Source organism: Bradyrhizobium sp. 613_E4_N2_2, from assembly GCF_052075995.1.
Taxonomy (GTDB): domain Bacteria; phylum Pseudomonadota; class Alphaproteobacteria; order Rhizobiales; family Xanthobacteraceae; genus Bradyrhizobium; species Bradyrhizobium barranii.
In genome coordinates this window covers 4,704,362-4,730,053 of the sequence record NZ_CP197234.1, presented here as the reverse complement: position 1 = coordinate 4,730,053, position 25,692 = coordinate 4,704,362, and the positions used below count along the sequence as shown (strand labels likewise).

The following is a 25,692-nucleotide window of genomic DNA, read 5'->3' as shown; positions in this document are numbered from 1 at the left end:
ACCAAAAATAGCTGGTGACGAGGGTGATCATCGCCGCTCATATAGCGTGCGATTGGCGGGTTGTCACCCCCCAATCGGCGCGAGCGGCCACGAGGCGCCTCAACTGTTGCTCTTGCGTGCCGCCAGCGCCATGCCGATCAGGGTGGCGCCGCCGAACAGCAAATTGATACCGACGAGGATGCCGATCGCCCATTCTGCCGAGCTCGGCAGCCCCGTGATCACCATGAACGCGATGGCGATGTCGACGAGGCCGGAGATCAGGAGCCAGGACCAGCGGCTGCTCAGCTCGCGACGGTGCTCCAGCGCATACATGATGGTGGCGACGCCCTCGGCGAGGAAGTAGGCGCCGAGCACGATGGTCAGCGTCAGCACGGCCTGCATGGGGCGGGCCAGCAGGAGCATGCCGGCGAGCACGGCCAGCGCGGCCGAGATCAGCGACCACCAGAACCCCGGCGAGCTGCGCGCCCAATAGGTCACGATCAGTCCGCCGATGCCGCTGATCAGGAACATCCAGCCGAGAAAGATCGTGATCGCAAGGCTCGCGAGCGGCGGCAGGATCAGCGCGGCGACGCCGAGGACGGCAAGCAGGATGCCTTCGAACAGGAAAGCCTTCCAATGCGCCTTGACCGTTTCGCTCATGGCGGATTGCAGCCGGGAAAAATCCTCAGGCGATGTCATCGGCAGGCTCCAGATCGGAAGATGTGTGCTCAATCTAGTATGCACACACCGCGCTTGCCATCCCGGGGCTCAACCGCCGCCGTGCGCTGACGAAAAACCTTCGCCGCTGGTGCGAACACGATTGCGGCCGAGAATGTAGATCGCGATCGTGACGATCAGGAGCGCGAGGCCGAGCAGGATCGAGACGAAGCCGATCGGGATCAGGGCCAATGTCAGATTGCGCTCGGGGTTGATCAGCCAGTGATGGATCGAGGTCAGCACGAAGGCGAGGCCGAGAAAGCCGACGCCGCCGCCGGCGAGCAGCAGCGCCCACATCCGGCGCAGCTGGCTAAGCCGCTCCCGCGCGATATCGGTCCGCGGCGCGTGATGGCGCGCGACCCGCCGCACCAGGCGGATGGCGAAGGCGATCGAGCTGAAGCCGATCAGCAGGCTCGCTCCGCCCAGCCACATCCGCAGCGTCGGATCGAGATCGGGCATCCGCTGCAAGGTCAGCAGCGGGAAGTCGAAGGCCGAATGCAGCGCGACCGGGCCTGCGAAGATCAGCAGGCGGCTGGACAGGCGGGCCCAGTCGCGATGGTGGCGGTTGGCGCCCAGCGCCGTGCCGGCCCGCGCGATCGTCAGGTAGGCGCCGGCGATGATGCCGAGCGCGCCGTGGAACGGCACGGTCAGCACGCTGCGCAGCGCGGCCAGCGAGCGCCACATCTCGGCGTGCTGGACGAGGTAGGCGAGGTTCTCGTAGGCGGCGAAGCCGAGGCCGACCGCGGCGCCATAGACCACGGTGTCCATCGGATTGGCGAAGGTCCGCCGCTTGGTCGAGGAGACCAGCACGATGGCGATCACCTTGACCGCTTCCTCGGGCAGCGCGACCCCGAAGACCGAATGCATGGCGAGCGCCGCCCAGGGGTTGTCGGGGGCCGCAACCATCTTGGCGAAGGGCGCGCGGGCAAGGCCCAGCAGCGAAATGCTGGCTGCGCCGAGCAGAAAGGCAGTCCAGACCTGGGCCGGCGGTCCTGGACGCTCCTCGGCGGCAATGACGAGCCACAGCATCAGCAGCGCCGGGGCGATGGCGGCAGTTCCGATGACGGTGGGCAAAGCTTCAATCAGGTACATCGGCGCCGAAAATAGGTTCCCTTGATCTGCTTATCTACGTCTCCCGATGCGACCATGTGTCATGCATTTGCTGTCGCGTCACTTAACAGGCGCGACAGCCGGCGTTCATCGGGATCGGCACCGAACGTGTAGAATACGAGCGCGATCAAGCGCATGACAGAACCAATTCGTCATCGATGGGAGCGGTCCGCGCCCGCCACCGGATCGCGATTGGCAAGTCAGATCAAGGCACTGCGCAGGTTTCTTCGATTCACGATGCACGTGCGCGAGAGGCGTGTCCAGAGGCGGCGTGGCTGCCGCCTGGACAACGCTGGGCCGGGCCAACCGGCCTAGTCACGCTTCGTTGTGCGCCCACGGGGCGGCGCAGCGACCCGGCGTGCCCGCACCTGCTCCAGCTCCCAGAAGGCGCGTACGAGGCACGTGCCAAGGCAGAAGACGATGAGCAGCAGCAGGAAGGCCTGGTCGACGGCGGGGATGTGCATCATGACGTTGATTAAGCAACGTGCATGCCATGCGTTCCCGCAGTCGCCTGCGCCGCGCGCAGCCCGCAAGGCGATTTGGGCCGGCGTTCCCGCGCTTCAATGCGTGGTGAACGGCGGTGGGGTGTCCGGCGCGATGTCGAAGGCGCCGAGATGGAATTCCTCGCCGACGGCCTCGTCCGGCTCGGCGTGGTGCGCGAGCAGCGTGAAGGCGGCTTGCGGATATTGCTTCCAGATATCGAGATCGCCGGCCGTAATCGTCAGCCAGCCAAAGGTGTACATGTAGCGTCCGGGCTCGGTGACCCGGCCAACCCTGTCCCAAGTGATCTTATCAATCCTAATCTTGTTGACTGCCATTCGGTCCCCCGATCGCAAGTCTGCAAATGAGGTCCGGCACGAGGCACAGACCCTCAAAAGCTGATCCCGCAATGGGGCCGCGATAGGGCAGCGGAGCGGAGGCAAGGCGGCCGGAGGAACGGCCGCCGCCTGCCGCCTTTAGCGCGCCGTCGTGGCTGCCTGCGCTTCCGCTTCGGACGCCAGCTCGAGCTGACGGTGCGAGGCGTGGAAGACGTCGTGGACGAGGCCGATCTTCTCCATGCCCAGAATGATCAGGCCGTTGAGATCGATCTCCCACCAGGCGTGCGAGATATAGGCGTCCCGCGGGAAGCGGTGATGGTTGTTGTGCAGACCCTCGCCGAAGGTGAGGATCGTGGTCACGAACTCGTTGGTCGAGGCGTCCTCGACCTCGAAGCGGCGATAGCCGTAGGCGTGGCAGACCGAGCCGGTGAGCTGGCTGGTGAGGATCAGCAGGTAACAGCGGAGCAGGCCGGAGAACAGGACGCAGCCGATCATGGTGTGCACGCCGCCGAAAGTGTAGCCGATTACGCCGGGAATGAAGACGCCGGACATCCCGTACCAGACCCAGCGCGTGCGGACGAAGAACATCGCGATCGGATCGGCCAGGATGTCCTTGGCATAGTATTCGTTGTCGGTGGTCGCCTGGTCGAACACCCAGCTGCCCTGGGCGTGCAAAAAGCCCTTGAGCGCGCTGACATAGCGATTGCCGAAGCCGTCGAATTGCGGGCTGTGGGGATCGCCGACGTCGTCGGCATAGAGGTGGTGGCGGCGGTGGTTGGCGACCCATTTCGCGATCGAGCCCTGCACCGCCATCTGGGCGATGGCGCAGAAGAAGACGCGCATGATCGGGCCGGTGCGGAAGCTGCGATGGACGAACAGGCGGTGCATGCCCGCGCCGATGCCGAACGTCGTCAGCGCGAACATCCAGGCGAAGGTAAACAGCTCCACCTTGCCGACGCCTTGCGTGATGGCCCAGATGATGCCCGCGACAGCGCCGACGTAGAGAATGCCGAGGAGAAGATAGCTTTCGCGCAACTTGGCCTGGACGAGCGGGCCTTCAGTGATGACGCCGGGCGGGAGCTGCGGCTTTGCGACGGCGGGCGCGTTTTGGGCGGTCTCTGCCGGGGCGAACTCAGCGATGGACATTCCGGGACTTCCAATAAGTCGGGGCCCGCAGTGATTGCGGACGTGCTGGGTCACACCCTACCGTGCGGGGATCGGCACCTCCAGTATTTACTTAAAATTGAGTTAAAATCGATTGGGCCGATTCAGGCCGATTGCAGCATGGGCGTACGGACGACCAGGCGGACGAGGTCGTCCCGCTGCTGCTTCTCGGCGAACTTGACCGCAAAGCCGTTGTCGAATTTGCGAATGACGCGCCCGACGCAGGCGCCGACCGCAAGCGGGGTTCCGATCGCCGGGTCGTATTCGCAGGATATCGCGACGCCGGCCGTGGAGACGTCGATGATGAAGCAGGCATGGGTGCTGCCGTCGGCGAGCGTCAGAAAGCTGTGCGAGACCTGGGGAACGAAGCGCGCGTCATTGCGCAGTTCCTGAATGCTGGCGTCCTTCTGCTTCTTCTCCAGCCACGTCAGCTTTTCCGACATCCAGGCGCGCCGCTCCCGCGTCATGTCGAGTTCCATCAGGAAGCCCGCCTTGAGCGTCGCGCTGATGGTGCACTGGAATTCGCCAAAGTCCTGGAAATAGGAGGTCACGCGCTCGCCGACCTTGCCGACAACAGGCACGTCGACGATCATGCGGAACGGGGAGACACGCTTGGTGCGGCAGGCGAAGGTGCGCAGCTGGCCCTCACAATCGTACCAGCGCGGCAGCGAGTAGCTGCCGCTCACGCTGACTTCCACTGCACGCTGCCGGAGGAACTCTGAGACGGACATGAACGCCAATCGTGTTTCGGATTGTTTCCGTAGATTCACGGTAGGGCGCAACGTCTAAGCAAACGATACGCCGATCAAATAGCAGGGGTAAATTTCCGGTAAACGGCCCGGCCGTCTCACGACATCGTCATTGCGCGCCGCTCAGAGAGATCCGAGCAGCACCAGCAAGGCGAGCAGGCCAAGGGCCATGAGGAGCTTGATCGTCGTCGCGGTCAGGCTGTCCGGCCTGATCTGAAATCCGAACCACGGCAATGCGTGCCGCATCGCCAGCCCCGCAGACGCTTCGACGGTCGCGAACACGACGGCGATGCCGGCAATGGTGGACCAGGATGTGTCCGGCGGCATCCATGCCGCAAGGCAGGCCGGCACGGAGCCCCGCAAGGATGCGAGCAGCGCGAACCATCCGAACAGGGAAGCGAAGCCCTTGATGATGTCGGGGCCGATCGTGTTGGGCTCGAACCGGATGCCGACCGCTCTGAGTGCGTGCTCGATGCGCTCGCCGTCGGTGAGGAAGAGATAGGCGCCGAGGTAGAGCGGAATGCGCGACTGGAAGAGCAGGGCGATGACACCGAACAGGACCGTGTAGCCGAAGGCATCGCCGAGAATGTCCATGCCGCTCGCGCGCGGCGACGCCGTCGCGGCCTGGGGCTGCGGAAGCGATCGGGCGCGTGCCATGTGCTCCAGCATTCTGGCGCGCCGCTCCGGCGCGTAGGGCGCTGTACGGTGCATCCAGGACGGCGGTGCCGGCGAGGCGGCGCCGGTCTGGCGGTCCGAGGGGGATTTATGCAGCACCATGGCCTGTACCGGTTCCAACGGGACATTGGTCGTCGGTCAGGGGCAGGGAGGTTCATGGAGGGGGGCGGATTTCGCCGCATCACCCGATGGCCCGGATGATGGCGCTCCCTGGCGGAATCGAACCGCTCTCTCCACCGTGAAAGAGATGGGATGATGTCCATGGTCGTTTATCCCCGTCTAAAAATGCGTGCTGCTTTGGCTTCCTCGTCGAGCTTACGCATCCGCTCCTGGTGGTAGGCCCTGGCGGCCGCTCGGTTCTCTGCCTTGGTCATTGCGCCATCGAAGCCTGGCGCCGCGAGAGTCAAATTATCAATCCCTTGGGCCGCGGAACGAACGCGGGCTACTGCGCATCGTGGGTGTGGAAAAGCAAAGGCCCCGCCCGTTCACGCCGGCGGGCCCCAGCCTTGTTGCATGCGCTAATCATTCGTGAATTGCCCACCCCTGACGCCGTAGAAATACTGATCCAGCTATGATGGCGGTGGCGTTGATTACCGGCTGTGTCAGCGTTTTGGCTCTAGGCGCCACATTCGCGGTGGTCATCTATTTCGATGCTAGAGCGGATCGCAGGCGCCAACAGTAAGGCCGCGCCGGAAGTTGATTGCCTGATGAACAGGATCACTCAAACGTTGGGCCGGACGGGGATGTCCCTTGTTGTCGTCTCTCTCGTCTCTGCCTGCTCCAGCTCAGAACATGCCGCTCCGAAGTCAGTTGCTCGATCTGGCGCGCCGTGGGCCCGAGACCTCAATGAGCCGCCCCCAAATCGAGAGCCCGCGAGTGCCGCAACTGCACAGACAAAGGCAGACCTGAACGCTGCGCGCCAGAAGGCGGTTACCGGGCGGTAGGGGGGCTTTCGCGCTGAGTCGTCCGCAAGCTTACCTGTGCTGGCAGAACTTCACGAGCGGCGGGGCTTTGGTCCCGCGCCTAGATCAGCGGAAAATGGTTGTTCCTATATTGAAGGGCTGACGGATCCGCAGGGCTCATGGGTTAGGAGCACGTGCCCGTGCCAACATTCATGGTGCGTTTGGGCGAAGCCAATCAAGGCCAGGATAATCAAAGCCACTGCGACGCATCCGGCTACAACATTCTGCATCATGGCTGCCACTCCAGGTAAACTGTGACTGGCTTACTCTGCCAGGCACCGGCGAGCAGGCCTTCGAAGTCCGCGCTGGGCGCCCGGTCACCGTGTGATCACCGCGGACGGTGACCGGGCGGACAAGCTATCTGGCGAAACCGGAGTCTAGAAGCTTCAGAGTCGAAATCGGCCACTTGCCGTCGTGGCCACCGATCGAGATCCGGAGCCCGTGCACCTCGTCAAGGAAGACGTGATCAACCGTCCCCGCCTTACCGTCGGTCAGGATAACACCCCTGCCGATTAGCTCCGTCTCGGCAGCATGAAGTTCTCGAAGGATGTTCGTCGCTCGTTTGGTCCAGTCATCGGACATGGTCATGCCCTACGCGGCTGGCGGATTAGTGAAGATCAGTCAGAGCGGCAGATGCATTGAGGCCATCGCCGCTTCGTGCGAGTCAGTGCCGCCAACCGTCCTTGTCGAGCTCGCCCCTGAAACCTTCCGGCAGCCGCGGCGTCTCGCCTTCGGTCACGACTTGCAGCGCGGGTTACTTCGGTGGGCGCAAATCGCCTTGAAGCCAGCGGCCATTGGAATGCATGGGATCTTCATGCGTTGCGAATGTCGTAAGTGCGTGATTGCAGACAGCGCAGCGAAACATGTGCAAGTCCACGCTTAGGCTTTTTGGCTCGATGCTGACGAGCATCATCTGGGCCTTGCACCTCGGACAGGCTGGGCGCGCAAATGGAGCCGGCGGAATGGGCCGCGCCAATCTGGCGGCCCACCGTTGTTCGAACTTTCTTTCGAGGTCCGCAGGGATCGTGCTCATGATCCGAACTCCGGGGTTCGCGATCCTGCCCCGGTGCTAACCTCAACGCTCACCGCGCCCTAAAGGTCCCAAACAGCACCAGAGGGAACCATCGCGTCCGCAGCGGCGCGGTAGTCGGCCGCCAGCGCGTTCAGGCCGTCGCGCGCGAGAACGAGATCGTCATCGTCCGCCCAATCCGAGCAAAGGCGCTCCATCTCGCGCAGCTCCGCGACCCGGCGCTGTGTACGAGTCCATACCCGTATATTGGACAGGTGTTGGACACGGCGGCGGAGGTGGGCGGCAAGTGATTGATTTTGTTGGCGCTCCCTAGCGGAATCGAACCGCTCTCTCCACCGTGAAAGGGTGGCGTCCTAACCGATAGACGAAGGGAGCAAACACAAGGCCCCGCCGCTTTTCACGGCATGGCCGCCGGCCACCCGAGTCGAGCCCGGCGGCTGCAGCGGGCGAACGTATAGTGGCCTTTGGCGCCGTGGGCAAGCCGTTCGGGAACGGTCTTTTGGCACCGGTGGATAGCCTCCACCCCCGCTACATTCGGGGGCGATTTCAACGGTTTCTTAGGCCCCGTGAGCTAGCGCTGGAACCGGAGAAATTTGTCCATGCCCCAGCCCAAGAAGCGCGCAGCCCGCAAATCGCTGTCGCGGCACGCCTGGATCACGCTCGACGGCGGGTTCGCGGCGCGGCATTGCCTGGTCCAGGACATCTCCGATACCGGCGCGAAGATCACGCTGGACGAGGACGCGAGCCAGCTCCCGGGCGTGATCCGGATGGCGTTCGCGCGCGACGCCCGCACCGGGCGGAGCTGCCAGGTGATCTGGCGCCGCGGCAAATCGGCCGGCGTCAAGTTCATCTGATCCCGGGCGAGGCGACCCGGATGGCGCGCGGCGCCGGTCCGGGCTAGAACGGCTGCATGCGTGCGCCGCTCCTCATCCTCCTCTCGTTGTTGGCCACCTCCACGGCCGCGGCCGAGGCCCTGCGCCTTCCGCCTGCCGAGCGGCCGCAGGCCGGCAAGGCTCTGCCGCTGAAGGGCGCGGGCGGCACAGTGAAGGCCGGCTCCTGCGCCTCCTACGGCCCGCGCTTCGTCATGGTCGAGAGCACCGGCACCTGCGTGAAGATTGGCGGCTCGGTCAGCGTCGAGACCACGGTCAGGCGCTGAAGTCGGATGCCGCCCGATCTCATGCGGCCCGACATCATCGTCCCCTTCGTGATGTATTGCGCGCTGCTGTTGTGGGTCGGCCGCGGCCTGAGCTGGACGGCCAAGCTTGCCACCGCCGCCGTGACGCTGGTGCTGATCATCTGCGTGCTGCTGGTCGAGCGCGGCTGGCGCTAGGGGTCTTGTTTGGACGCGTTTTCTTCACGCGAACCGGTATCCACTTCGCTTGAAAACGCTCTCAAAACAAAAACCGCGAAAACAACCCCATGCACAGTAGCCGTCAAGTCCCGGCGCGACGCTTGATGCGTGCGCCGTGACGACGATTCATCGCGCGCTCAGCGCAGCTGAGGCCGCGCCACCGGCTCACGACATCGGCGGTGCGACGAACTGCGCAAATCCGGGCCGTTTGCCGAGCTCGGCGAGCCAGCGGGTCAAATGCGGCTGGGCCGGGCGGGTGATGCCCTCGACCCCGAGCCAGCGCCGCGCATAGGCGCCGATCGCGATGTCGGCCAGCGTGAACTGGTCGCCGTCCATGAAGCGGCGCGACGAGAGCAGGCGGTCGGCGATGGCCCAAACCTCGGCGGCGGCATCGGCATCCCGCTGCACCTGGATCATGTCGCGCTCGGCGGGGGCCGTGCGCACGATGCCCCAGAACACCGGGCGGTCGACCGGCTGCACCATCGACAGCGTCCAGTCGAGCCAGCGGTCGACGCTGGTGCGCAGCTTCGTTGCCTCGGGATAGATCGGCGTGCCGCGGCCATGTGCGAGGCAGAGATAGCGCATGATGGAGTTGGATTCCCACAGCACGAAGTCGCCCTCGACCAGCGTCGGGATTCGCGCGTTGGGGTTCATCGCCAGATAGTCGGCCTCGCGGGTCCTGCCGAAACTCATGCCGGCGTCGATGCGCTCATAGGGCAGGTCGAGCTCGGCGAGGCACCACAGCACCTTCTGCACGTTGACCGAGTTGGCGCGGCCCCAGATCGTCCGCTTGGTGTCCGGCATGAAGTCCTCCCGCATTTCGCTTTGGCGCGCGTGATAGCGGAATTCCCTGGCGGGAGCGACGGCGATTGCGGCGCGCCCCTCATGCAAAAAGCTCCGCCGTCGGCGGAGCTTTCATTGCAAGCCAAACTCGGCAAGTTGAACCTAGCAAGTTGAGCCTGGCAAATCGAACCCGGCAAATCGAGCCCGATGATCAGTGGCCGAAGAACAGCCACAACAGAATGATCACCGGGATCGGCACGCCAAGCATCCACAGCAACAGTCCTCGTCCCATTGCGTCCTCCTCCAATCGTTATGTCGGAGGGACAACACGGGTCGCGAGGGCTGGTTCCTGCGTCGCGGCCCTACCAGTGGCCGGTATTCGGCATCGACGACCAGGGCTCGGCCGGCGCCTTCGGCTCGCCCTTCTGCAGCAACTCGATCGAGTGCAGATCCGGCGAACGGACGAAGGCCATGTTGCCGTCGCGCGGCGGACGGTTGATGGTGACGCCGGCCTTCATCAGCTGCGCGCAGGTTGCGTAGATGTCGTCGACCTCATAGGCGAGATGGCCGAAGAAGCGATCCTCGCCATACTTCTCCTCGTCCCAGTTGTAAGTGAGCTCGACCAGCGGCGCGCCGCGCGTTTGCGGCTGCTTCTTCAGCGCCGCGAGATCGTCCGCCGAGCACAGGAAGACGAGCGTGAAGCGCCCCTTGTCGTTCTCGATCCGCCGCACCTCCTTCAGTCCCAGCGCATCCTGGTAAAACTTCAGCGCGACATCGAGATTGCGCACGCGCAGCATGGTGTGGAGGTATCGCATGGTTGTTGCTCCCTGATACGGAGGTGTTTTGGTTTGGGCCGGAACGGCGGGGACAGGAGATAGCAGGAAAGTGGGAGGAGGGGCAGGGGGCGCAGGCACATGTGCGTGAGGGAGAGACGGTGGGTGCGGTCAGCCAACTCAGCATGGACGGACAAGCCGTAGCGTCAGCCGGGACACGCAGATGAGTTCAATGCGCTGTCAGCGGAATTCAGCGCTTCTCGTCAATGAGCAAGCCCGGTCCTGCCGATGAACCATCCTCAATGTCACGGTCACTAATGGCCATATCTGGAAGGTATTTCGCCGTGAAATGGTTCAAGCGATATGCAATTGGCTGCCTGATCTGGTTGATCCTCGGCGGCATCAACGATGGCTACAGACGGCCCGGCGAAGACATGCGTTGGGGCGCTATCGTCATGGTGGCGGGTTTTTGGCCAATCGTGACCGCCGTCATCGTTGGCAGCTCTGTTGGCGAGGTTGCGCACAAGATCAATGAAGGGAAGCTGGGGTGACTGACGTGTCCGACACCCAGAAACTGATGCCCGCACTCTCGACGCCTAGGCGCGACCTGCTGAGGCGAGAAATATATAGGCAATTCGGAGTTGATGGTCGAAAGACGCTCGTCTTGCTCCTTCTCCTTTTCGCGATCCCCGCGGACGACTGCTCCGCGCAGACACCGCCGCCCCCAGTCGACGAACATGCGTTCGAGCGCGTGCCGCCGACAGTCGTGAAGAGATTGGCGACCCGCTTTTCGCTAGGCGCATTCGCCGGCCGCTTCGAAGAGACGCGGCTCGGCGCGGTTCGCGAAGCCGTGGGCGAAGGGACCATCCGACACCAAGGCGACGCTGGAGATAGCATCTATTGGCTGTGTTATCGGCGCGCGCAGCATCGATTATGGGTGGTGTCCAGCGGAGAGATGGGCGGCCCGGACCATCTCGTCACGGAGATCGTTGAAGAGCTCACCGAGAAAGACGCCGGGGCCTCGGCCGATTGCGCCATCATCCCGGAAAAGTTCTCGCCCGTCGTCCTCGACAGCAAGCTGCATTTAGGTATGTCGCGTCAGGAGGTAATCACGGCGTTGGGACCGCCGTCGAAGTCGGAAGCTGCTCAGATCGTGTATTCTCACGAGGGAAAGCTCGCAGACGGTTTCGATGAGACCGCTTGGCTCATTCTCGGATTTGGTGCGGACAAGCTCGTGTCCATGCGCGGCGGCAAGACCACGACGAATTGAAGTGGCTGCTGACGCTGATCAGGGACCGCTTCTCGTGTTCGCCGACCTGCTCGACAGTTCGCCGGAGGTAGGCCTGTTCACTCAGGAGCGCGCCGCGGAGAGTACCGGTCGTCCACTGGGAGACGACCGCTTCATCGCCCGCCTCGAGCGACTGACCGGGCGGCTCTAAGCGTGGACCGAAGCCGCAGGGCGGTTGGCGACGCCGAATGAATTTGATGCGCTGTCACCGCAATTGTCAGCAAGCGGGAGCAGTTGATAGCCAGCTACGCCCGGTAGCATAACCCACGGAGTTGGTTAGAATAGTGCTCTCCGGGGCGTTTTTTCTTTGAGAACAACATGGTGTTCGATACGGACTATCTCGGCCGCTCTCTCGACAATCGGTTACCCGATGTCCACGAAGCGGTAACACGCGAAGTGAAGGCGCTGCAGAACAAGCACGCCGCTGCGGGAAGGTTGAAGAGCGGGGCAACCCTTATTGCCTTTGAGGACATCGCGACGAACTTGCTCAAATCGACGATCACGGATGCGTCGAAATTCACCTTTGAGTTCACTGGGGGCCACGAGCCTGGAGCCTTAGTGTATCTCAAGAACTTCGCTGACCGGGTGCAGCACCTGATCTGGGCGGAGATCACTGAAAAGGCCGAACGACTGGGATTGGGAGAGGTTAGCACCAACCATCTCGAAAAGGTCCGTGGTAAACTGGACCGGTTCAAACAGCAAGCTTTGGACGATTTCTCACACGGGATGCAAGGGAGTGAGCGGTTGAAGAAAGATCCTGTGGTCAACGCGGTCATCAATCAGTCCAATAGTCCAGGTGCGGTGGCGCAGGTGGGAGCGGGGACGTTTTCCCAATCGGCATTTGTTCAACAACAGCATCAGCTAATTGAGGCCATCGACCAAGCGATAAACTCCCCAGAGTTCGCCGCCCTGAACCCCGATCAACAGCAAGGCTTTCGGGACATCGCTGATGTCCTCAAAGCGGAAGCATCAACTGCAAAGCCGGACACCGGCAAACTTCAGCGATGGGGCAAGACCCTCGTTACGTTCGCGGCCGATACCGGGATGAAGGCCGCAAGCAGCACGATTGCACAAGTGTTGACCAAGATATTCACCTAGGGGCGCCCAGTGACTACGCGATAAGTCGGCGTCCCGACGTTGGAAATTGCGGTGACAGTGCACTCAATTGATGCTGTCCGCCAAACGCGGTCCGAAGCCGCAAGCCAACAGGGTGCCGATGGCGAATGAATTTGATGCACTGTCACCGCAATTCCGCCTATCGCTTGTCTCCGGTCACCTGTTCGCCCGGCAGGTTAGGCACGGCTTTCCGGATCCAGTCTGCATAGGACGACACGCGAGTGTAGACACCGAGGCCCGCCTTGGGGCTGTTGCAATCCTCGCCCAAACTGACGATCCCGACTTGATATTTCCGGCCCGCGCTGTTCAGCAGCACTGCCGGTCCTCCGGCACCCCGGTGCGCACATGCAACGGCGCCACCGTGTTCGAAGCCAGCGCAAAAGGTCCCCTCGGGCATGACCTTGCCTGGATACATTGCGGCACACATTGCGGCGTTGGCGATTGGGACCGGACTCTGCAGAAGGCTTGCCGGTTGCGATTTGAAGTCGAACCCTGCGACCAGGGTCAGTTCGCCAATTCTCGGATCAGCCGATTTCTGGGTTGCAATCGTGATGAAGGGCGGGGGCAATGCCGTGCCGATTTCAAGAATGGCGATGTCATCCCGCGCGGTGTCCTCCGAAAACGTGGGATGAACGACGAACTTGGTGACCGGAATCCGCCGGCCAATTCTGACGTTTGGTCCATTATCGGTCGCGGTGGCCACCTCGAACTTGCCGCGCCGTTCACCGGACATGCAGTTGGCGGCCGACAGCACCGCCTTCGGAGCAATCACGGTCCCGTTGCAAATGAACGTGCCGTCCTCAAAGACGGACACCAGCCAGGGCCATTCCGCAGCGGACGTGCCGGTTCCCCCGAGTATCGCCGGCGAAACGGACGATGGCAGCGGCGCACGCTGCTTGGAGAGGATTTCGACTTCTTCGTCGGGAACGGAGACCGGCGAGAGCTTGAACAGCACCCGGTAGGCCCAGTTCGTAATAACAATGTTGGCATCCGGTGTTACGCTGGACGCGACGTCCTTCGCGATCTTGACGTACTCCAGGTCGATCTTCTTTTTCTCGATCTCGCCCTGTCGATTATTGAGGATCTCGTTGCCGAAATATCCGATGAGCGCCACCACGATCGGGATCAGGAGCGGGACCGATATGCGCGAGATTTGCTCGAGCGTGTCGAGCGGTTGCCGATTCCGGGCCGGCGCTTTCTCAGTCGCAACCTGAGAATCGTCCTTGGGGGTCGCCATCGATCCGGGCTCCTGTGCGGAACACCTTCTCCACCCCAGCCCAACGCCGCGCCCTGCGGAACATGAATAGCTTAACGACCGCATCTTCTGGTCGCAAGCGGCGAAGTAGCCTGCGGGACTTTCTACCTATGGGCCTACCACCCCGTCACCGGCGCCCGTGGACTCGGCGCGGATCGCGGCTTCGGAATTACGGTGACAGTGCGCTTAATTGCGCTGCCGCCGAGCACCGACCGAAGCCGCGAGCCAGCTAGGTGGCGATCGCGAATGAATTCAGTGCACTGTCACCGCAATTCGCGCGTCAACCGGGCCCCAGGGGATGTGGTCCGGCAATTTATATGTGACGGCGGCGGTTGTGAAGGCAACGCGCGGGCCGCGCATGCGTGACCTTCTGTCCGCGCGAGGACATGACGCGACGCGGCTGCAACATCAAAAAGGGGGATCGCGGTGTGCGCGCGACAGCTACGTCGCTTGGCTAGCTCACTTGGCTAGTTCACTTGGCGTAACCCTGGGAACGGAGCCATGCGATCTTGCGATCGCCGTTGATCCAGTCGTCGGCATCTGCCTTGCTGGCGAATCCGGTGATTTCGCGCTGTTCGTGGTCGGGGTAGTCCGCCAGTATCTTCCAGTCGCTGTCTGAGAGGCGGACGGTTTTGAAGGTCACTTTTGCTTTGGCCATGCCGCACTATGCAGGGAATTCTCTCAAAAGTGAACCCGCTTGCGGCTGGCTCGGCGATGATGGCTGTTTATGAGTGTCGAGCAGTGACCTTGCCAGCAACCTATCGAACCGGCGCCCGCAATGGTCAAACCCTCGGCAGTTGAACCCCGCCAGAGTTAGGGCGACTAAACGCCATGTCCGCTTTCTTTGCAGAACTCCTGTTTGATCTCGTCAGAAGCCTCGTTGGTAACTGGCTGAGGCAGGTTGCGGTGGCGGTTTGTGCGTGGCTCGATACGAAGATTCACGGCCGCGCTGCACGCCTCGTCGTGGGCGGCCTTCTCGGGCTCGCCGCCTATTTCCTCATTCCTGTCGTCGCCGGGCTGTTGGGGTTTTGATGCTCTCCGTGAAAGCGAACCTCATCATCGCATTGGTCATCGGGGCGCTCATCTCGTCGGTGCTCCTCGCCATCGAGCCGCTGACCGACTTCGCTTTTCTTTCGCTGGAGTGGCCCGGCATCAGCGCAGCGTATTTGTTCTGGGGAGCGGTCGGAGGCTCCAGCTTCGCAGGGATTGCCATTTCCTCGGTCGTGAATGCACTCACCTACGCTCTCGGTGCTTTCGCCATTCTCAGTGTTCTCAGCGCTCTCAGGCTGCTGGCCAGGCCGAAGACTTGAGAAGCGCGGCTGCCTCCTGGAGCTTATGAAAGCTGATCCGGACTAAGGCGCAGCGGAGATCCACGCCATGATGAGGGTGGCATGAAGCGCTGGCTTCAAAGGCTCGGAAAGATTGCGAGGATTGCTGCGCTTTGCGGGACCATCGCGTGGCTGGTGCTTTTGACGATCTCACCCCAGCAGCCTGATGCCGCGCATCCTGAACGCTACGCGCACCGGCACGATGTCCGGTATGTGAGCCAGGAGACGGGATCGACCCTGCGAATTCTGCTCGGCTCGACGTTTGCCCTGGTCCTGGTGGCGTTCGGATGTCACTTCGCGACCAGGGACATGCGAGATGGGACGTAGCCGCAGCGTGTTCGTCGCTGTTGGACCATGCTTCGCATCGCCTGGAGCGCTGCCTCCGGGACGCGAGCGCACGTAAAAAGCCGCCCCTGACATGGCCAGGGGCGGTCTTCGAAAAGTCGGTCTAGTGACCGGTGCCGGGCTTCGTCGTCTTCCGCGGCTTGCCGTCTTCGACGCGGCCGTCGTTCCTGAGGTCACGACCCTCCTGAGCCTTCTTCTGGCTCTCGGGGGACTTGCCGTGCTCGTTCAGCTCTTCCTTGACGTAGCCGGCGGCTTCCTTGGCTTTACCTTCAACGCTCATTGCAATCTCCTCATCTGGAGATGGGTCAATGTGCGGGAGAGCCGACCGTTCCTATGCGCCGGTCATTGTGAGGATGCGCTTGCCCTGGGTAACTACGCAGCGATCCGTCGTTCGACAGGCGCCGTTAGATATTTGAGCACTTCGGCATGCTCCAGGTCAGGGACCGCAATCGCCGTATGGCTGTAGGTCGTATGGGTCCGAGAGTTTGCGATCTTGTCCAGGATCGCTTTGCCCTTGATGACGTGGAGGCCCATGCCTTCCTGCGAGGGGAAGATCGCCAGCACCACGTCGTAAGCCGCGATGACGGCCTTGAGCGCTTCAGCCTTGTCCTCGGCGATGTCAACAAACACGCGAACATCAGCCGCGAGTTCACGCAGCTCGTCAAAATTCAGCACTGTGAGTTTACTCCAACGCAACGATACTGGCGGGGAGAGTGGATGGGTTAGGTTACCGAAGTCTCAACAAGGTGGGCCGGCCCGCAGGTTTCACGATGAGGTGACGCGTTGGCTGGGGATAACCGCGTTGCGGTGACGGTCCGCTCATTTCAGCGCGGGCGCGCCTAGCGCTTGGCTTCGTCGTTGCGAAGCCTGTTATCCCAGGCCTCGTCCACGAGCTTCAAGGCGCTGCCGTCGTAGCTCAGCTTGAGTCCACGGCCGACGATCCACGTCCATCCCTCGCGGGCGTCCCTGGTCGGCTGGGCGTTGAACTGGTCGGAAATCGATTTGACGGCGGCGTCCTGCGGCCCAGGATTGTTCAACGCGGCATTGACGCGCCGGATGGGGTGGCTGGCGTCGACGTCGTCATTATAGACCGTGACCTTGGCGCCGTTGATTTCGCATTCGAGGATGTACGAACCCCGACCCTGTCGGCAGCGGTAGTGACGTTGCGTGACGAGCTTGTTGGTCTCCTCGAATGTCATCCCGGGCGAGAAGCCGAAGATGTCGGATTTCTTGACCTGTGCCAGAGACGCAGGCTTCAAAAACTCCGGCTGGATGGCGACCAGGGCGGCGACCGCAACGACGATCAGGCCGGCGATAACAATGGCAATCTTCATCAGCCCCTCACGAGAAACATCCGACCATATAACAGCCGGCGCGCTCCACCAGGCCTCCAAAAGCGAAAGCCCCGCCTGGGGGAAGCGGGGCTCTCTGATGGGGGTGAAGCTTGGGGACTTCAATTAGTTAGACGCGCCAGCGGCAGAATGGTTCAAAGCCAACGCGGCAGCATGCTGCGACACTTTCGCGGTAAGGGGTGGAACCCCCGCACAAGGCATGCTTGTGTTTTGGGCCTCAATGGGTTCTAAGCCCCGTGACTTCATGACCTCCGGCGTGAATCGGCATCACACTTGCGTGGTTCAGCCGCGTCCTGAGCAGGATCTGCTCACCCGCACAAAAGGAATTCAGACATGGCGAAGATGACGAAAACTCAATTGATTGATGCAATTGCCGAGGGCACGCAGCTGTCGAAGAACGACGTGAAGTCGGTCATCGAGTACATGGCGACGGTCGGCTACAAGGAGCTCAACGAGTCCGGCGAGTTCGTCATTCCCGGCTTCGCCAAGATGTCGGTCGTGAACAAGCCGGCGACCGAAGCCCGCATGGGCGTCAATCCCTTCACCAAGGAGCCGATGCAGTTCGCGGCGAAGCCGGCGAGCAAGTCGGTGAAGGCCTCGCCGCTGAAGGTGGCCAAGGACTCCGTCTAAGCAGCCCGCGACGTCGTCGCGGTGGCTCCCTGTCGCGGAGCGCCGCAACGACCGCCGGCTGGTGTGCCGGACACGGACAAGGAACTCTCGGGCGTCGTCAGGCTTTGCTTCCCAAAGGGAGACGTCACATGGCCAGTCTGAGCGAGGAACAGATCCGGGACCGCGCCTATCATCTCTGGCGGGAAGCCGGCGAGCCCGCGGGGAGGATGGACACTTTCTGGTACGAGGCCGAAAGGATGCTCCTCGCCGAGCGGGCCGCGCAAGGCGAAGTCCCGCCGGGGCTGAACGACAATCTGCCGGTCTGACGGCAACAAAGGCCGCACGGAAATTTGCCGCGCGCCGGAACGTTGTCCGGCGTTCGGCGGTTGAGATGACGGCGACGGAATCTTGCGCGAAGCTGACAGTCGTCAAAGCAGCCACCCGGTGTAACGCCCGTGTGGCTGCTTTGTTGTTTGCTGCCTTGTTGTAAGAGCGCGGCGCAAAGAAAAACCCCGGCGTTGGGGACCGGGGCTTCTCAAAGCTGGACGGCCGCGTCGCACAGCCGCCAGCACCACTGAATTCGACCTGATAACGCGGGGCGGGGACATTCGTTCCGGCCGCTACTCCGTCGACACCGACACATCGATGATCGCCGGCGGATCGATCTGGCGCTCGCGCCAGACGATGAATTCACATTTGGGATTGAGCCACTGATATTCGGAGCCGCGCGCCTTGAGGTGCGCAAGCGCCGCATCGTGCGCCGTGGTCTCGTCGGGGGCCTCGACCATGATCTCCACGGTCTCCTCGATCTGACGAACCACTTCGACGGCGTAAAATTTCCTGGTCACGGTCCCTCGCTCCGGAATGGCTAACGAGGAGGACGACGGCGCGTTCCCAAAAGAAAAACCCCGCGCTTGCGCACGGGGCTCTCTTGGCCGGCGGCGTTGGGATTTCAGCGCCTGGCCGCCAGCGCCTCGAACTTAAGGTTGAAAATCCAAAAAGCAACCCGCCGTGGCGACGGAGCATGTTCGTCAGGCGCGCTGCCAGTGGCCGGGCGCGAAAATCCCCAGCTTTCAGGGGGCCGCGCAGCGCGAGCAAGGCTTGAGGCGATGTGCGTGGGAAATCGCGCGCGAGGGGCTGGACTTTTTGTTCTCATTTTGTTCTAGTTGATCATCACGTTGGAGGTGACTCATGACCGTCGAGAAACAGCGCGAAGTGATCAGGCTCTGGAATCAGCTGAGAAAAGTCGAGGGGCCGGCCGCTGAAGAGCTCCGCATCCAGATCCTCGAATGTTTTTCCGAGAAGGCCAACGCCAAGCGAGCGGCGTGAGGCGGGCCACGACGGCGACCCAGTAAGCGCGATCTCGTCTGCCGTTGAAAATCTTGCCGATGAAGTCGTGACGGCGCGGGCCTTCATTGATCGTTAGGAGTCGCGCCGCGCTGATTTGCTCGACTCCGATTCGTTCTTTGCGAACGAAATGGAGTCGGATGCAGAACAAGGCGTGCCTTCTGTGTCGATGCGGGACAGTCCTTGTCGCCGCGCGTGAGCGTGATGCTTCGCACGGTCCCGCCCTCGTGTCCTCGCTACGGAATGGAGCGAGGGAGAGCGACATGGATGCGTGCTGGTTTCTCGCCGAGATCGTCAAAGTGTTCTGGTCCGACAGGCACAAGCGGCTGCCTAAAGGCAGGCCCTCGGTGCCGCAGGTGCCGCCGCCACTGAAGCCCGACGATACGGAGTGATCGGTCCTTCGTTGCGATCGCGCGTTTGCTTTCGCTGCGATCCGCACCACTTGTTAAGAGTTGCTCCGCGCCGATTTCTTCGATTCCGATTCGTTCTTCGAGAACGAAATGCGGGCGAAGCTGGAACAAAGCCGTACCCGCGGCTCCGCCGGAGCGTTTACGAGTTTTGGCGCGGACGTTGTCTGAAGCGGCGCGCCGGGATCTCGAGGGCAGATGTCTCAAGCCTTGCGCAAACTCCTAACGAAAATTTGCGGGAAAGCCGATAACCCTATTCGGTTAGGTGAAAAACCCAATCGCGTTGCGCTTGCCGCTGCTTGGGATAGGTGTCTGGCAAGGACAAGAAACGACTTTGCCCAGAAGCAAGTTTGCATGACACCTTTTTCAGAACCATCCTTCTTTCAGGGCGACCGGCACACCTACCGGCGCGTCGCCGTCGTCGGCTCGCTGTTCTGCCTCGCCTTCGTGGTGATCAGCTTCTCGCTGCGGCCGCAGCTCGAGGACACGCGCGTCGCGGTCAAGGCCGACCGGCTGGTGCGCACGGCAGGCCAGGCGCCCCACACCAATTAGCGCTCGTCACCATAGGTGCGGTCGTCGGCGGAATGGCCCGGGCACGCGGTGCCGCGGCGCGCAAGTGCGACGAAGCCGGCATAGCCGGACAGGTTGAGCAGAACTTCAAGCCACGCGGGCATGGCGGGTCCCTTCTTGCGTGAAGGAGACTCAACGTGCGCGGGAAACCTTTGTTCCGTGCTCGCCAGAAACAAGCCCGCTTACAGCGGAGAGGAGGGGTCCAGCCGCCGGCCGAGGGTCGCAACGGACGCGCTCGACGGCTGCTCCTTGAGGAACTCGGCGATGGCCCGCGCCAGCTCGCCGTCGCTCATCGGCGTCGGCGGCGGGCGCAGCGCGCCGACACCGAAGTTGCGGACGATCTCGTCGTAATGCTGGTCGCGCGATTTGGGAACGAGCCTGCGGATGCGCCCCAGCAAAGCGGATAGCGGCAATGTGTCCTCCTCGGCATCCGTCCCATTGGCAGCCATTGATGTCTGCCGCCATTTTCTGTCCGCGAAACCAAAAACCCCGCCAGCATCGCGGAGATGCTGACGGGGCATCGTGCTGTCGCCTCAACCGGATAGCGGAGGCTTCCGCACTCGCAGATGCAATTCGCCCGAACCGGCTTTCGTTCCGCTCGTGCCGATATTTTTCTGCCGCCCGGGTTCCACACCTGCGCGCAACCATCGCGGGCCGGCGACGTTGTCCCCGCGAGACGCGAAGGAGGAGAGTCATGAAGAAGACATTGGCAGTTCTGGCCACCGTTGCGGCCGTCGGCGTGACCGCGGTCGCGGCGCCTGCGCCTGCAGAGGCGCGCGGTCGCGGCATTGGCCCGGGCCTCGCATTCGGCCTCGCCGCCGGCGCGATCACCGCGGGCGCGATCGCTGCGTCCCATCCGTACGGCTATTATGGCGGGCCCGCCTATTACAGCCCCGGCCCGTATGCCTATTACGGCGATGGGCCGTACTACCCCCGGCGCCACTACTACTACCGCCACTGGTAACGGCTGACCAAGTGAAAAGCCCGGAGCGATGCTCCGGGCTTTTTTCATGCGTGGCGATCGGAGGTGCCTTTATGGCCAGAGCGAGGGCCGCTCCACCTTGCGCGCATTGTCGAGCGTCGACACGAAATACTCTTCGCGCTCGCGCTGGAATTTTTCCTGGGTGGCACGGAAGGCGGCGACACGGGCGGCGATCTCTTCGCGTTCGCGGATTTTGCGTTGTTCGTCTTCGGTCATGTCAAATCCCCTCTACACGTCAGTATCTGTGCACTCCAATATGTGTGCACGGCCGAACTCACGCACTGCCGCCGCAATCACGTTGAGTCGCGTTAACACATGCATTGGCGCTTCTGATTGGGGCGTCAATGGGGAGGAGGCATTGCAGGATTGTGATAAGCGAAGGTCGGAAAAAATTGCCGACCGCGCTTGCGCGATTCTCACGTGGCAGTGGATAACAGCGTCAACGATCTTGTCGCTTGCGCATGGAGCGGCCAGCGCAAGGCCAACACGGGAGGCCGCGAGTGATTGCATCGGATCTTCGCAGCGGCGTCGAACGACTCGGCGACATGATCGCCGAGTCCAGGACCATCGTGCCGTTCACCGGCGCGGGCATCTCCACCGAATGCGGCATCCCGGATTTCCGCTCACCGGGCGGAATTTGGACGCGCAACCGTCCGATCCCGTTCGACGAGTTCGTCGCCAGCCAGGAAGCTCGCGACGAATCCTGGCGCCGCCGCTTTGCGATGGAATCTGTCTTTGCCGCGGCCAGGCCCGGCCGCGGTCATCGCGCGCTCGCCTCGCTCTACCGCGCCGGCAAGGTTCCCGCCGTCATCACCCAGAACATCGACAACCTGCACCAAGCTTCGGGCTTTGCCGCCGAGCACGTCATCGAGCTTCACGGCAATACCACTTATGCGCGCTGCATCGGATGCGGGCAGGCCTATCAGCTTGACTGGGTGAAGCGCCGCTTCGACGAAGATGGCGGCGCACCCAACTGCACCGCGTGCGACGAGCCCGTGAAGACCGCGACGATCTCGTTCGGCCAGATGATGCCCGACGACGAAATGCAGCGCGCGACCGCGCTGTCGCAAGCCTGCGACCTCTTCATCGCGATCGGCTCCTCGCTCGTGGTGTGGCCGGCGGCGGGCTTTCCGATGATTGCGAAGAACGCCGGTGCACGTCTGGTGATCATCAATCGCGAGCCGACCGATCAGGACGACATCGCCGACCTCGTTATCCGCCACGACATAGGCGAGACTCTCGGGCCCTTTGTCGGAAATTGAGGCATCAATTTGATTCGCGGCTGTGCAAGCTGTTCATAGGTTCCGGCGAATCATTTTTTTATCTATGCGCCGCAACCGGGAGTGTTATCTTTTGAGTCGAAAGATTCGCATCGCGTCGAATTGAGAACATTCTCTTAAGACGCGTGATTCGACGCCGCCGCTGAGGCGGGTTGCAATGGGCAGTGTGGGGTCCGGGGTTATGGGGTCGTCGGACGGATTTGAGTCCAAGAAGATCGGAGTTCCCGCTGTGGGCGAGCACGGCGGCGGTCGCGATAACGCGCTAAGCCCGTTCAGCGGACTTGGTGAAGGCAGTGCCAACCTCGTCGAGGTTCACGGCGTCATCAAATGGTTCGACGCTTCAAAGGGCTACGGCTTCATCGTTCCCGACAATGGCTGGCCGGACGTGCTGCTTCACGTCACCGTGCTCAGGCGCGACGGCTTCCAGACCGCCTATGAGGGCGCCCGCATCGTCGTCGAGTGCATCCAACGCGCCAAGGGCTACCAGGCCTTCCGGGTGGTCTCGATGGACGAGTCGACCGCGATCCATCCGGCGCAGATGCTGCCGCCGCGCACCCACGTCACGGTCACCGCGACCAGCGGACTGGAGCGAGCCCAGGTCAAGTGGTTCAACCGCCTGCGCGGCTTCGGCTTCCTGACCTGCGGCGAGGGCACGCCCGACATCTTCGTGCACATGGAGACGCTGCGCCGCTTCGGCATGACCGAGCTCAGGCCCGGCCAATATGTCCTGGTCCGCTTCGGGCCCGGCTCCAAGGGCATGATGGCGGCCGAGATCCATCCCGAGACGGGATCGCCGGGTTTGCAGTCGCACTAGCGGCGATCGCCAACTCCCGCAATCGTGACAAGAGGCGCGCAGGCCGTCCGGCGCGCCTCTGGCTTTTGTCACGATCGCCGCGTAAGGACTGGTCCAGTCCCACGCCCCCTTGAGTACCGTCCCATGAATTTTGACCGAAAGGCCGTCTGGTCCATTGCGAGGGGCTGGCTGGCCGCCATCCTCGTCGTCGGCTGTGCCGTCGGGAGCGCGCCGGTGCGCGCCGCCAGCTTCCAGCCGCTCGAGATCGTCACCAGGAACGGCGTGCAGGTGTTCTCGGTGGAAATGGCGACGACCGAGGAGGAGAAGCAGACCGGGCTGATGTACCGCAAGGAACTGGCTGACGGCAAAGGCATGCTGTTCGACTTCAAACCCGAGCAGGAAGTGTCGATGTGGATGAAGAACACCTACGTCTCGCTCGACATGATCTTCATCCGCGCCGACGGCCGCATCCTGCGCATCGCCGAAAACACCGAGCCGCTGTCGACCAAGATCATCTCGTCCCAGGGCCCCGCGCGGGCCGTGCTGGAGGTGGTGGCGGGAACGGCGCAGAAATACGGCATCCGTCCCGGCGACCGCGTCGGCCACCCGCTGTTCGGCACCAAGTAGGGCGACCTGGCGGGGTTATTGCCGCATTGCCGGCGGCTTGAAAGCTTGATGGCGCTTTGGGAAGCGTGTATCGACGGGGCTCGCTGGACATTCGGGGTATAGCGCAGCCTGGTAGCGCGGCAGTTTTGGGTACTGCAGGTCGTTGGTTCGAATCCAGCTGCCCCGACCAACAAAATCAAAGGCTTAAGGGCATTCGCAAAAGGGGGGTTCCTTCGAATCGCCACCGGGTAGCCACGGCTGAGCCTGTCGACACCGCGGCGACCAGCGAAATTATTTTATGATCGCTCCATGTGGTTCGCCGCGCTGGTCCATATTTATGTGTACCTTTCGGAAACGGGCGGCCACGAAAAATAATCCGCGGGACAGTGGTCAACGCTAAGGTTCGTACTATCCCTTACGACATGACGTTGCCGCGAACGAAAACCACCGCAGACGGGCACTTGAAACGGCTTAGGCCGGTCCGGGCGTATCGACCCTCCTGCCGGGAGCTATCCGGTGAATCTCCTATCCCTCGACCAGACCGTCGTCCTGACGGGGCTATCCCGCTCGTCCCTTGCCAAAAAGCGATGTGACGGTAGCGGACCTGCGTTCTTCAAAATCGGCCGCACCATTAAATATGCCTCAACCGACGTTGACGCCTGGATATTGTCGCGGCGGCGGACCTCGACCTGGGCTGCCAACGACAACGCCAAAGTCGGCGAGGTGGCCGCGTGACGGGCCTTGGTGACCTGCTGCGCGAGGAAAAGGCTATGACTGGCCTTGGCCTCGCAGAGCTAACAGTGCTGTCTCCGCAAAACGACCCATTCCGCCTCGATACCCCTTCGAATCACAAAAACGGTCTGTGGTTTCGGGACCGGATGGAAGAGTGCGGGTTACTCTCGGGCGCCGGCACTATCCACAACCACGGCATTCATTATGCCATCGTGTCGCTGGGTAACGCCGTGAGGCCAGACGGCAAGCCATGTGTCAACGATGCCGATTGCTGGGCTATCCTTGAGAACGCCAGCAACGTCGCCCGGTGGCTGAAGTATATACCATGGTCACGCATCGTCGACGCCCGGAACGCCGACCCTATTATCCGGGTGCGCGACGATGAAACCGACGAATGGGCAGTTGCCCTGCCGGCGGAAACCCTCATGCCGGATGACGATGACCTTATCCCGACCGTCAAAGGAGATTGGAAGCCGGCTCGGCAATGTTTCAGGCTAGCGTTATACGGCGAGAAGACCAGCCTCGGAAACGTACTTCAGCCGATTGCGGAGCAATACGGCGCGGACCTGTATCTGCCGTCGGGCGAAATCAGCAACACGCTGTTGGCGCAAATGGCAGCAACCGGCGCGGACGACGGACGTGAGATGGTCGTTGCCGTGTTCGCGGATTGCGACCCGGCCGGATATCAGATGGCCGTCAGCATCGGACACAAGCTTCGCGCACTGAAGGAGTCGCTCTATCCCAACAGCCTTTCCTTCCGCGTCATCGCACCCGCCCTGACGGTTGAGCAGGTTAAAGAGCTTGGCCTTCCTCATACACCACTCAAGCCGACCGAGTTGCGGGCCGCCGGTGGGTGGAGCGCTACGGTATTGAACAGACGGAAATCGATGCGCTGGCGACACTTAGGCCTGACGTTCTGACCGCCATTGCCCGCGATGCACTGGACCCATTCTTCGACCACACCCTGGCCAAACGGCATAGGCATGCAGAGCGTGAGTGGCATCGGATGGCTCAGGCCCGGCTCGCCGAGCACTTCAACGGTGAACTCGATGACGCTTGGCAGGCCGCGGCCGAGGCCCGCGCCGCCTTAGAGGCAAGGGTTAAGGCTCTCCGGGACCTCGCTGACGGCTTCAACGAGGCCCTGCCGGAGTTCATATCGCCGTCGTCGGAAGCCTACGGCGACTCGTCCATCACGCTGGTGAGCAGCGATATGCCGCTCTCCGTGCATGCCGGAATCCTGCGGCGTCGGAAAGATTACTCGGTCTCTGCCTAAAGCTCGATCGGCATTTCCGCCGAGAGCACCGCTCCGAAGGAGCAACCTCGTAAACGAGGACCCCCACAATGCGAATACTAGACATCAGACCAAACCCTCCGGGATCGACGAGGCTCGCGCGTTTCGATCTCGAACTGAATGACCACCTCAAACTCTTCAACCTCGCCCTCCGTCAGCGCGGCGACGAGCCGCGCACGTCACTGCGCCGAACGCCTTCCAGCAGCGCGTCGCGGGCTTTTCCGCGTCCTTCAGCAAGGCGCTTGCCGAACTGGCTCTTAAATCCCTTGTGGAGCTTCAG

41 protein-coding genes and 2 tRNA genes are annotated in these 25,692 nt (G+C 62.4%); 23 read left to right on the top strand and 20 right to left on the bottom strand.

The annotated features are described in order from the left end of the window. Positions 1-99: 99 nt before the first annotated feature. From AB7290_RS22875 to AB7290_RS22835, 9 genes are all read right to left on the bottom strand, one after another. On the bottom strand, positions 100-678 hold the full coding sequence (locus AB7290_RS22875; protein ID WP_063983474.1) for an HdeD family acid-resistance protein: 579 nt from the start codon (positions 676-678) through the stop codon (positions 100-102). A gap of 69 nt (positions 679-747) precedes the next feature. Then, the gene (locus AB7290_RS22870; RefSeq protein ID WP_014495490.1) at positions 748-1,788 is read right to left on the bottom strand and encodes a PrsW family glutamic-type intramembrane protease; all 1,041 of its coding nucleotides are present in this window, start codon (positions 1,786-1,788) and stop codon (positions 748-750) included. A gap of 578 nt (positions 1,789-2,366) precedes the next feature. Continuing rightward, the gene (locus AB7290_RS22865) at positions 2,367-2,624 is read right to left on the bottom strand and encodes a hypothetical protein (RefSeq protein WP_063983473.1); all 258 of its coding nucleotides are present in this window, start codon (positions 2,622-2,624) and stop codon (positions 2,367-2,369) included. 138 nt (positions 2,625-2,762) lie between these two features. Continuing rightward, positions 2,763-3,770, bottom strand: coding sequence for an acyl-CoA desaturase (locus AB7290_RS22860; protein WP_028151010.1), 1,008 nt, complete (start codon positions 3,768-3,770; stop codon positions 2,763-2,765). 122 nt (positions 3,771-3,892) lie between these two features. Beyond that, on the bottom strand, positions 3,893-4,519 hold the full coding sequence (locus AB7290_RS22855; RefSeq protein ID WP_085401232.1) for a PilZ domain-containing protein: 627 nt from the start codon (positions 4,517-4,519) through the stop codon (positions 3,893-3,895). 141 nt (positions 4,520-4,660) lie between these two features. After that, positions 4,661-5,314, bottom strand: a complete 654-nt coding sequence (locus AB7290_RS22850; RefSeq protein WP_085401233.1) for a hypothetical protein — start codon at positions 5,312-5,314, stop codon at positions 4,661-4,663. A gap of 1,217 nt (positions 5,315-6,531) precedes the next feature. Beyond that, on the bottom strand, positions 6,532-6,762 hold the full coding sequence (locus tag AB7290_RS22845; protein WP_081369264.1) for a photosystem reaction center subunit H: 231 nt from the start codon (positions 6,760-6,762) through the stop codon (positions 6,532-6,534). Positions 6,763-7,266: 504 nt separating this feature from the next. Then, the gene (locus AB7290_RS22840) at positions 7,267-7,401 is read right to left on the bottom strand and encodes a hypothetical protein (RefSeq protein WP_256461574.1); all 135 of its coding nucleotides are present in this window, start codon (positions 7,399-7,401) and stop codon (positions 7,267-7,269) included. A 103-nt stretch (positions 7,402-7,504) separates the two neighbouring features. Further along, positions 7,505-7,579 (bottom strand) — tRNA-Glu (locus tag AB7290_RS22835). Between the two features lie 224 nt (positions 7,580-7,803). Here AB7290_RS22835 and AB7290_RS22830 point away from each other — a divergent pair. From AB7290_RS22830 to AB7290_RS22820, 3 genes are read left to right on the top strand one after another with little or no spacing between them, the layout of a single operon-like run. Next, positions 7,804-8,058, top strand: coding sequence for a PilZ domain-containing protein (locus tag AB7290_RS22830; protein ID WP_063983468.1), 255 nt, complete (start codon positions 7,804-7,806; stop codon positions 8,056-8,058). A gap of 56 nt (positions 8,059-8,114) precedes the next feature. Beyond that, positions 8,115-8,360 (top strand): hypothetical protein, encoded by a 246-nt coding sequence (locus AB7290_RS22825; RefSeq protein WP_085401236.1) that lies wholly within the window; start codon positions 8,115-8,117, stop codon positions 8,358-8,360. Positions 8,361-8,366: 6 nt separating this feature from the next. Further along, positions 8,367-8,534, top strand: a complete 168-nt coding sequence (locus AB7290_RS22820; protein ID WP_014495480.1) for a hypothetical protein — start codon at positions 8,367-8,369, stop codon at positions 8,532-8,534. Between the two features lie 186 nt (positions 8,535-8,720). Here AB7290_RS22820 and AB7290_RS22815 read toward each other — a convergent pair whose 3' ends face one another. Together AB7290_RS22815 and AB7290_RS22810 are read right to left on the bottom strand one after the other, a co-directional pair. Continuing rightward, complete coding sequence (locus AB7290_RS22815) at positions 8,721-9,359, bottom strand: glutathione S-transferase family protein (protein ID WP_085401267.1); 639 nt, start codon at positions 9,357-9,359, stop codon at positions 8,721-8,723. A gap of 341 nt (positions 9,360-9,700) precedes the next feature. Beyond that, complete coding sequence (locus tag AB7290_RS22810) at positions 9,701-10,153, bottom strand: VOC family protein (protein WP_085401237.1); 453 nt, start codon at positions 10,151-10,153, stop codon at positions 9,701-9,703. A gap of 302 nt (positions 10,154-10,455) precedes the next feature. Here AB7290_RS22810 and AB7290_RS22805 point away from each other — a divergent pair, with 302 nt between their 5' ends. From AB7290_RS22805 to AB7290_RS22790, 4 genes are all read left to right on the top strand, one after another. After that, positions 10,456-10,662 (top strand): hypothetical protein, encoded by a 207-nt coding sequence (locus AB7290_RS22805; protein WP_028151003.1) that lies wholly within the window; start codon positions 10,456-10,458, stop codon positions 10,660-10,662. A 5-nt stretch (positions 10,663-10,667) separates the two neighbouring features. Next, entirely contained in the window at positions 10,668-11,381 is a 714-nt protein-coding gene (locus tag AB7290_RS22800; RefSeq protein WP_144030724.1) for a hypothetical protein, read from the top strand. 34 nt (positions 11,382-11,415) lie between these two features. Beyond that, complete coding sequence (locus AB7290_RS22795; RefSeq protein WP_282519392.1) at positions 11,416-11,550, top strand: hypothetical protein; 135 nt, start codon at positions 11,416-11,418, stop codon at positions 11,548-11,550. Between the two features lie 167 nt (positions 11,551-11,717). Continuing rightward, positions 11,718-12,497: a hypothetical protein gene (locus AB7290_RS22790; protein WP_085401239.1), complete on the top strand. Its 780-nt coding sequence runs from the start codon at positions 11,718-11,720 to the stop codon at positions 12,495-12,497. A gap of 157 nt (positions 12,498-12,654) precedes the next feature. On the opposite strand, the gene AB7290_RS22785 is transcribed toward AB7290_RS22790, so the two are convergent. Further along, the gene (locus AB7290_RS22785; RefSeq protein WP_161495823.1) at positions 12,655-13,752 is read right to left on the bottom strand and encodes a S1 family peptidase; all 1,098 of its coding nucleotides are present in this window, start codon (positions 13,750-13,752) and stop codon (positions 12,655-12,657) included. A 490-nt stretch (positions 13,753-14,242) separates the two neighbouring features. Further along, positions 14,243-14,428: a hypothetical protein gene (locus AB7290_RS22780; protein ID WP_028151001.1), complete on the bottom strand. Its 186-nt coding sequence runs from the start codon at positions 14,426-14,428 to the stop codon at positions 14,243-14,245. 173 nt (positions 14,429-14,601) lie between these two features. On the opposite strand from AB7290_RS22780, the gene AB7290_RS22775 reads away from it, so the two are divergent. From AB7290_RS22775 to AB7290_RS22765, 3 genes are all read left to right on the top strand, one after another. Beyond that, positions 14,602-14,802: a hypothetical protein gene (locus AB7290_RS22775; RefSeq protein ID WP_085401241.1), complete on the top strand. Its 201-nt coding sequence runs from the start codon at positions 14,602-14,604 to the stop codon at positions 14,800-14,802. Next, positions 14,802-15,080, top strand: a complete 279-nt coding sequence (locus AB7290_RS22770; RefSeq protein WP_085401242.1) for a hypothetical protein — start codon at positions 14,802-14,804, stop codon at positions 15,078-15,080. Before AB7290_RS22775 ends, AB7290_RS22770 begins: the two co-directional genes overlap by 1 nt. 81 nt (positions 15,081-15,161) lie before the next feature. After that, positions 15,162-15,425 (top strand): hypothetical protein, encoded by a 264-nt coding sequence (locus AB7290_RS22765; protein ID WP_085401243.1) that lies wholly within the window; start codon positions 15,162-15,164, stop codon positions 15,423-15,425. A 121-nt stretch (positions 15,426-15,546) separates the two neighbouring features. On the opposite strand, the gene AB7290_RS22760 is transcribed toward AB7290_RS22765, so the two are convergent. The 3 genes from AB7290_RS22760 to AB7290_RS22750 form a co-directional block, all read right to left on the bottom strand. Beyond that, the gene (locus AB7290_RS22760) at positions 15,547-15,723 is read right to left on the bottom strand and encodes a hypothetical protein (protein WP_201266176.1); all 177 of its coding nucleotides are present in this window, start codon (positions 15,721-15,723) and stop codon (positions 15,547-15,549) included. Positions 15,724-15,815: 92 nt separating this feature from the next. Further along, the gene (locus AB7290_RS22755; RefSeq protein ID WP_085401244.1) at positions 15,816-16,118 is read right to left on the bottom strand and encodes a hypothetical protein; all 303 of its coding nucleotides are present in this window, start codon (positions 16,116-16,118) and stop codon (positions 15,816-15,818) included. Between the two features lie 164 nt (positions 16,119-16,282). Next, complete coding sequence (locus AB7290_RS22750) at positions 16,283-16,777, bottom strand: hypothetical protein (protein WP_085401245.1); 495 nt, start codon at positions 16,775-16,777, stop codon at positions 16,283-16,285. 351 nt (positions 16,778-17,128) lie between these two features. Here AB7290_RS22750 and AB7290_RS22745 point away from each other — a divergent pair, with 351 nt between their 5' ends. Then, positions 17,129-17,425, top strand: a complete 297-nt coding sequence (locus AB7290_RS22745; RefSeq protein ID WP_071914190.1) for an HU family DNA-binding protein — start codon at positions 17,129-17,131, stop codon at positions 17,423-17,425. A gap of 128 nt (positions 17,426-17,553) precedes the next feature. Beyond that, positions 17,554-17,730: a DUF2934 domain-containing protein gene (locus AB7290_RS22740; RefSeq protein ID WP_085401246.1), complete on the top strand. Its 177-nt coding sequence runs from the start codon at positions 17,554-17,556 to the stop codon at positions 17,728-17,730. A gap of 294 nt (positions 17,731-18,024) precedes the next feature. Here AB7290_RS22740 and AB7290_RS22735 read toward each other — a convergent pair whose 3' ends face one another. Further along, positions 18,025-18,252: a hypothetical protein gene (locus AB7290_RS22735; RefSeq protein ID WP_063983455.1), complete on the bottom strand. Its 228-nt coding sequence runs from the start codon at positions 18,250-18,252 to the stop codon at positions 18,025-18,027. Between the two features lie 343 nt (positions 18,253-18,595). Here AB7290_RS22735 and AB7290_RS22730 point away from each other — a divergent pair, with 343 nt between their 5' ends. The 3 genes from AB7290_RS22730 (at position 18,596) to AB7290_RS22720 (ending at position 19,710) form a co-directional block, all read left to right on the top strand. Further along, a complete protein-coding gene (locus AB7290_RS22730; protein ID WP_166096469.1) occupies positions 18,596-18,733 on the top strand; it encodes a hypothetical protein in 138 nt (45 codons plus the stop codon). A gap of 281 nt (positions 18,734-19,014) precedes the next feature. Beyond that, on the top strand, positions 19,015-19,143 hold the full coding sequence (locus tag AB7290_RS22725) for a hypothetical protein (RefSeq protein WP_283808570.1): 129 nt from the start codon (positions 19,015-19,017) through the stop codon (positions 19,141-19,143). A gap of 369 nt (positions 19,144-19,512) precedes the next feature. Beyond that, positions 19,513-19,710 (top strand): hypothetical protein, encoded by a 198-nt coding sequence (locus AB7290_RS22720; protein WP_039148983.1) that lies wholly within the window; start codon positions 19,513-19,515, stop codon positions 19,708-19,710. Here AB7290_RS22720 and AB7290_RS22715 read toward each other — a convergent pair. Next, entirely contained in the window at positions 19,707-19,832 is a 126-nt protein-coding gene (locus AB7290_RS22715; RefSeq protein ID WP_085965803.1) for a hypothetical protein, read from the bottom strand. The two genes, AB7290_RS22720 and AB7290_RS22715, sit on opposite strands and share 4 nt — an antisense overlap. A gap of 78 nt (positions 19,833-19,910) precedes the next feature. After that, positions 19,911-20,249, bottom strand: a complete 339-nt coding sequence (locus tag AB7290_RS22710; RefSeq protein WP_245344071.1) for a hypothetical protein — start codon at positions 20,247-20,249, stop codon at positions 19,911-19,913. 173 nt (positions 20,250-20,422) lie between these two features. Here AB7290_RS22710 and AB7290_RS22705 point away from each other — a divergent pair, with 173 nt between their 5' ends. Further along, entirely contained in the window at positions 20,423-20,692 is a 270-nt protein-coding gene (locus AB7290_RS22705; protein ID WP_038945366.1) for a hypothetical protein, read from the top strand. A 69-nt stretch (positions 20,693-20,761) separates the two neighbouring features. Here AB7290_RS22705 and AB7290_RS22700 read toward each other — a convergent pair whose 3' ends face one another. Next, positions 20,762-20,926, bottom strand: coding sequence for a hypothetical protein (locus tag AB7290_RS22700; RefSeq protein WP_014495457.1), 165 nt, complete (start codon positions 20,924-20,926; stop codon positions 20,762-20,764). 284 nt (positions 20,927-21,210) lie between these two features. Here AB7290_RS22700 and AB7290_RS22695 point away from each other — a divergent pair, with 284 nt between their 5' ends. The 7 genes from AB7290_RS22695 to AB7290_RS22665 all read left to right on the top strand — a co-directional run bounded on the left by AB7290_RS22695 (position 21,211) and on the right by AB7290_RS22665 (position 25,394). Beyond that, positions 21,211-21,972 carry an SIR2 family NAD-dependent protein deacylase gene (locus AB7290_RS22695; RefSeq protein WP_085401269.1) on the top strand — a complete coding sequence of 254 codons (762 nt, stop codon included), beginning with the start codon at positions 21,211-21,213 and terminating at the stop codon, positions 21,970-21,972. A gap of 199 nt (positions 21,973-22,171) precedes the next feature. Beyond that, a complete protein-coding gene (locus tag AB7290_RS22690) occupies positions 22,172-22,804 on the top strand; it encodes a cold-shock protein (protein WP_028150990.1) in 633 nt (210 codons plus the stop codon). A gap of 123 nt (positions 22,805-22,927) precedes the next feature. Next, positions 22,928-23,410 carry a DUF192 domain-containing protein gene (locus AB7290_RS22685; RefSeq protein WP_038959501.1) on the top strand — a complete coding sequence of 161 codons (483 nt, stop codon included), beginning with the start codon at positions 22,928-22,930 and terminating at the stop codon, positions 23,408-23,410. A 92-nt stretch (positions 23,411-23,502) separates the two neighbouring features. Beyond that, positions 23,503-23,579: transfer RNA gene (locus AB7290_RS22680), tRNA-Pro, on the top strand. A 326-nt stretch (positions 23,580-23,905) separates the two neighbouring features. Next, the gene (locus AB7290_RS22675; RefSeq protein WP_441253917.1) at positions 23,906-24,124 is read left to right on the top strand and encodes a helix-turn-helix transcriptional regulator; all 219 of its coding nucleotides are present in this window, start codon (positions 23,906-23,908) and stop codon (positions 24,122-24,124) included. A gap of 35 nt (positions 24,125-24,159) precedes the next feature. Next, positions 24,160-25,041, top strand: a complete 882-nt coding sequence (locus AB7290_RS22670; RefSeq protein ID WP_441253915.1) for a hypothetical protein — start codon at positions 24,160-24,162, stop codon at positions 25,039-25,041. After that, the gene (locus AB7290_RS22665) at positions 24,975-25,394 is read left to right on the top strand and encodes a hypothetical protein (RefSeq protein ID WP_441253913.1); all 420 of its coding nucleotides are present in this window, start codon (positions 24,975-24,977) and stop codon (positions 25,392-25,394) included. The genes AB7290_RS22670 and AB7290_RS22665 overlap by 67 nt, the downstream gene beginning before the upstream one ends. Positions 25,395-25,692: the final 298 nt, after the last annotated feature.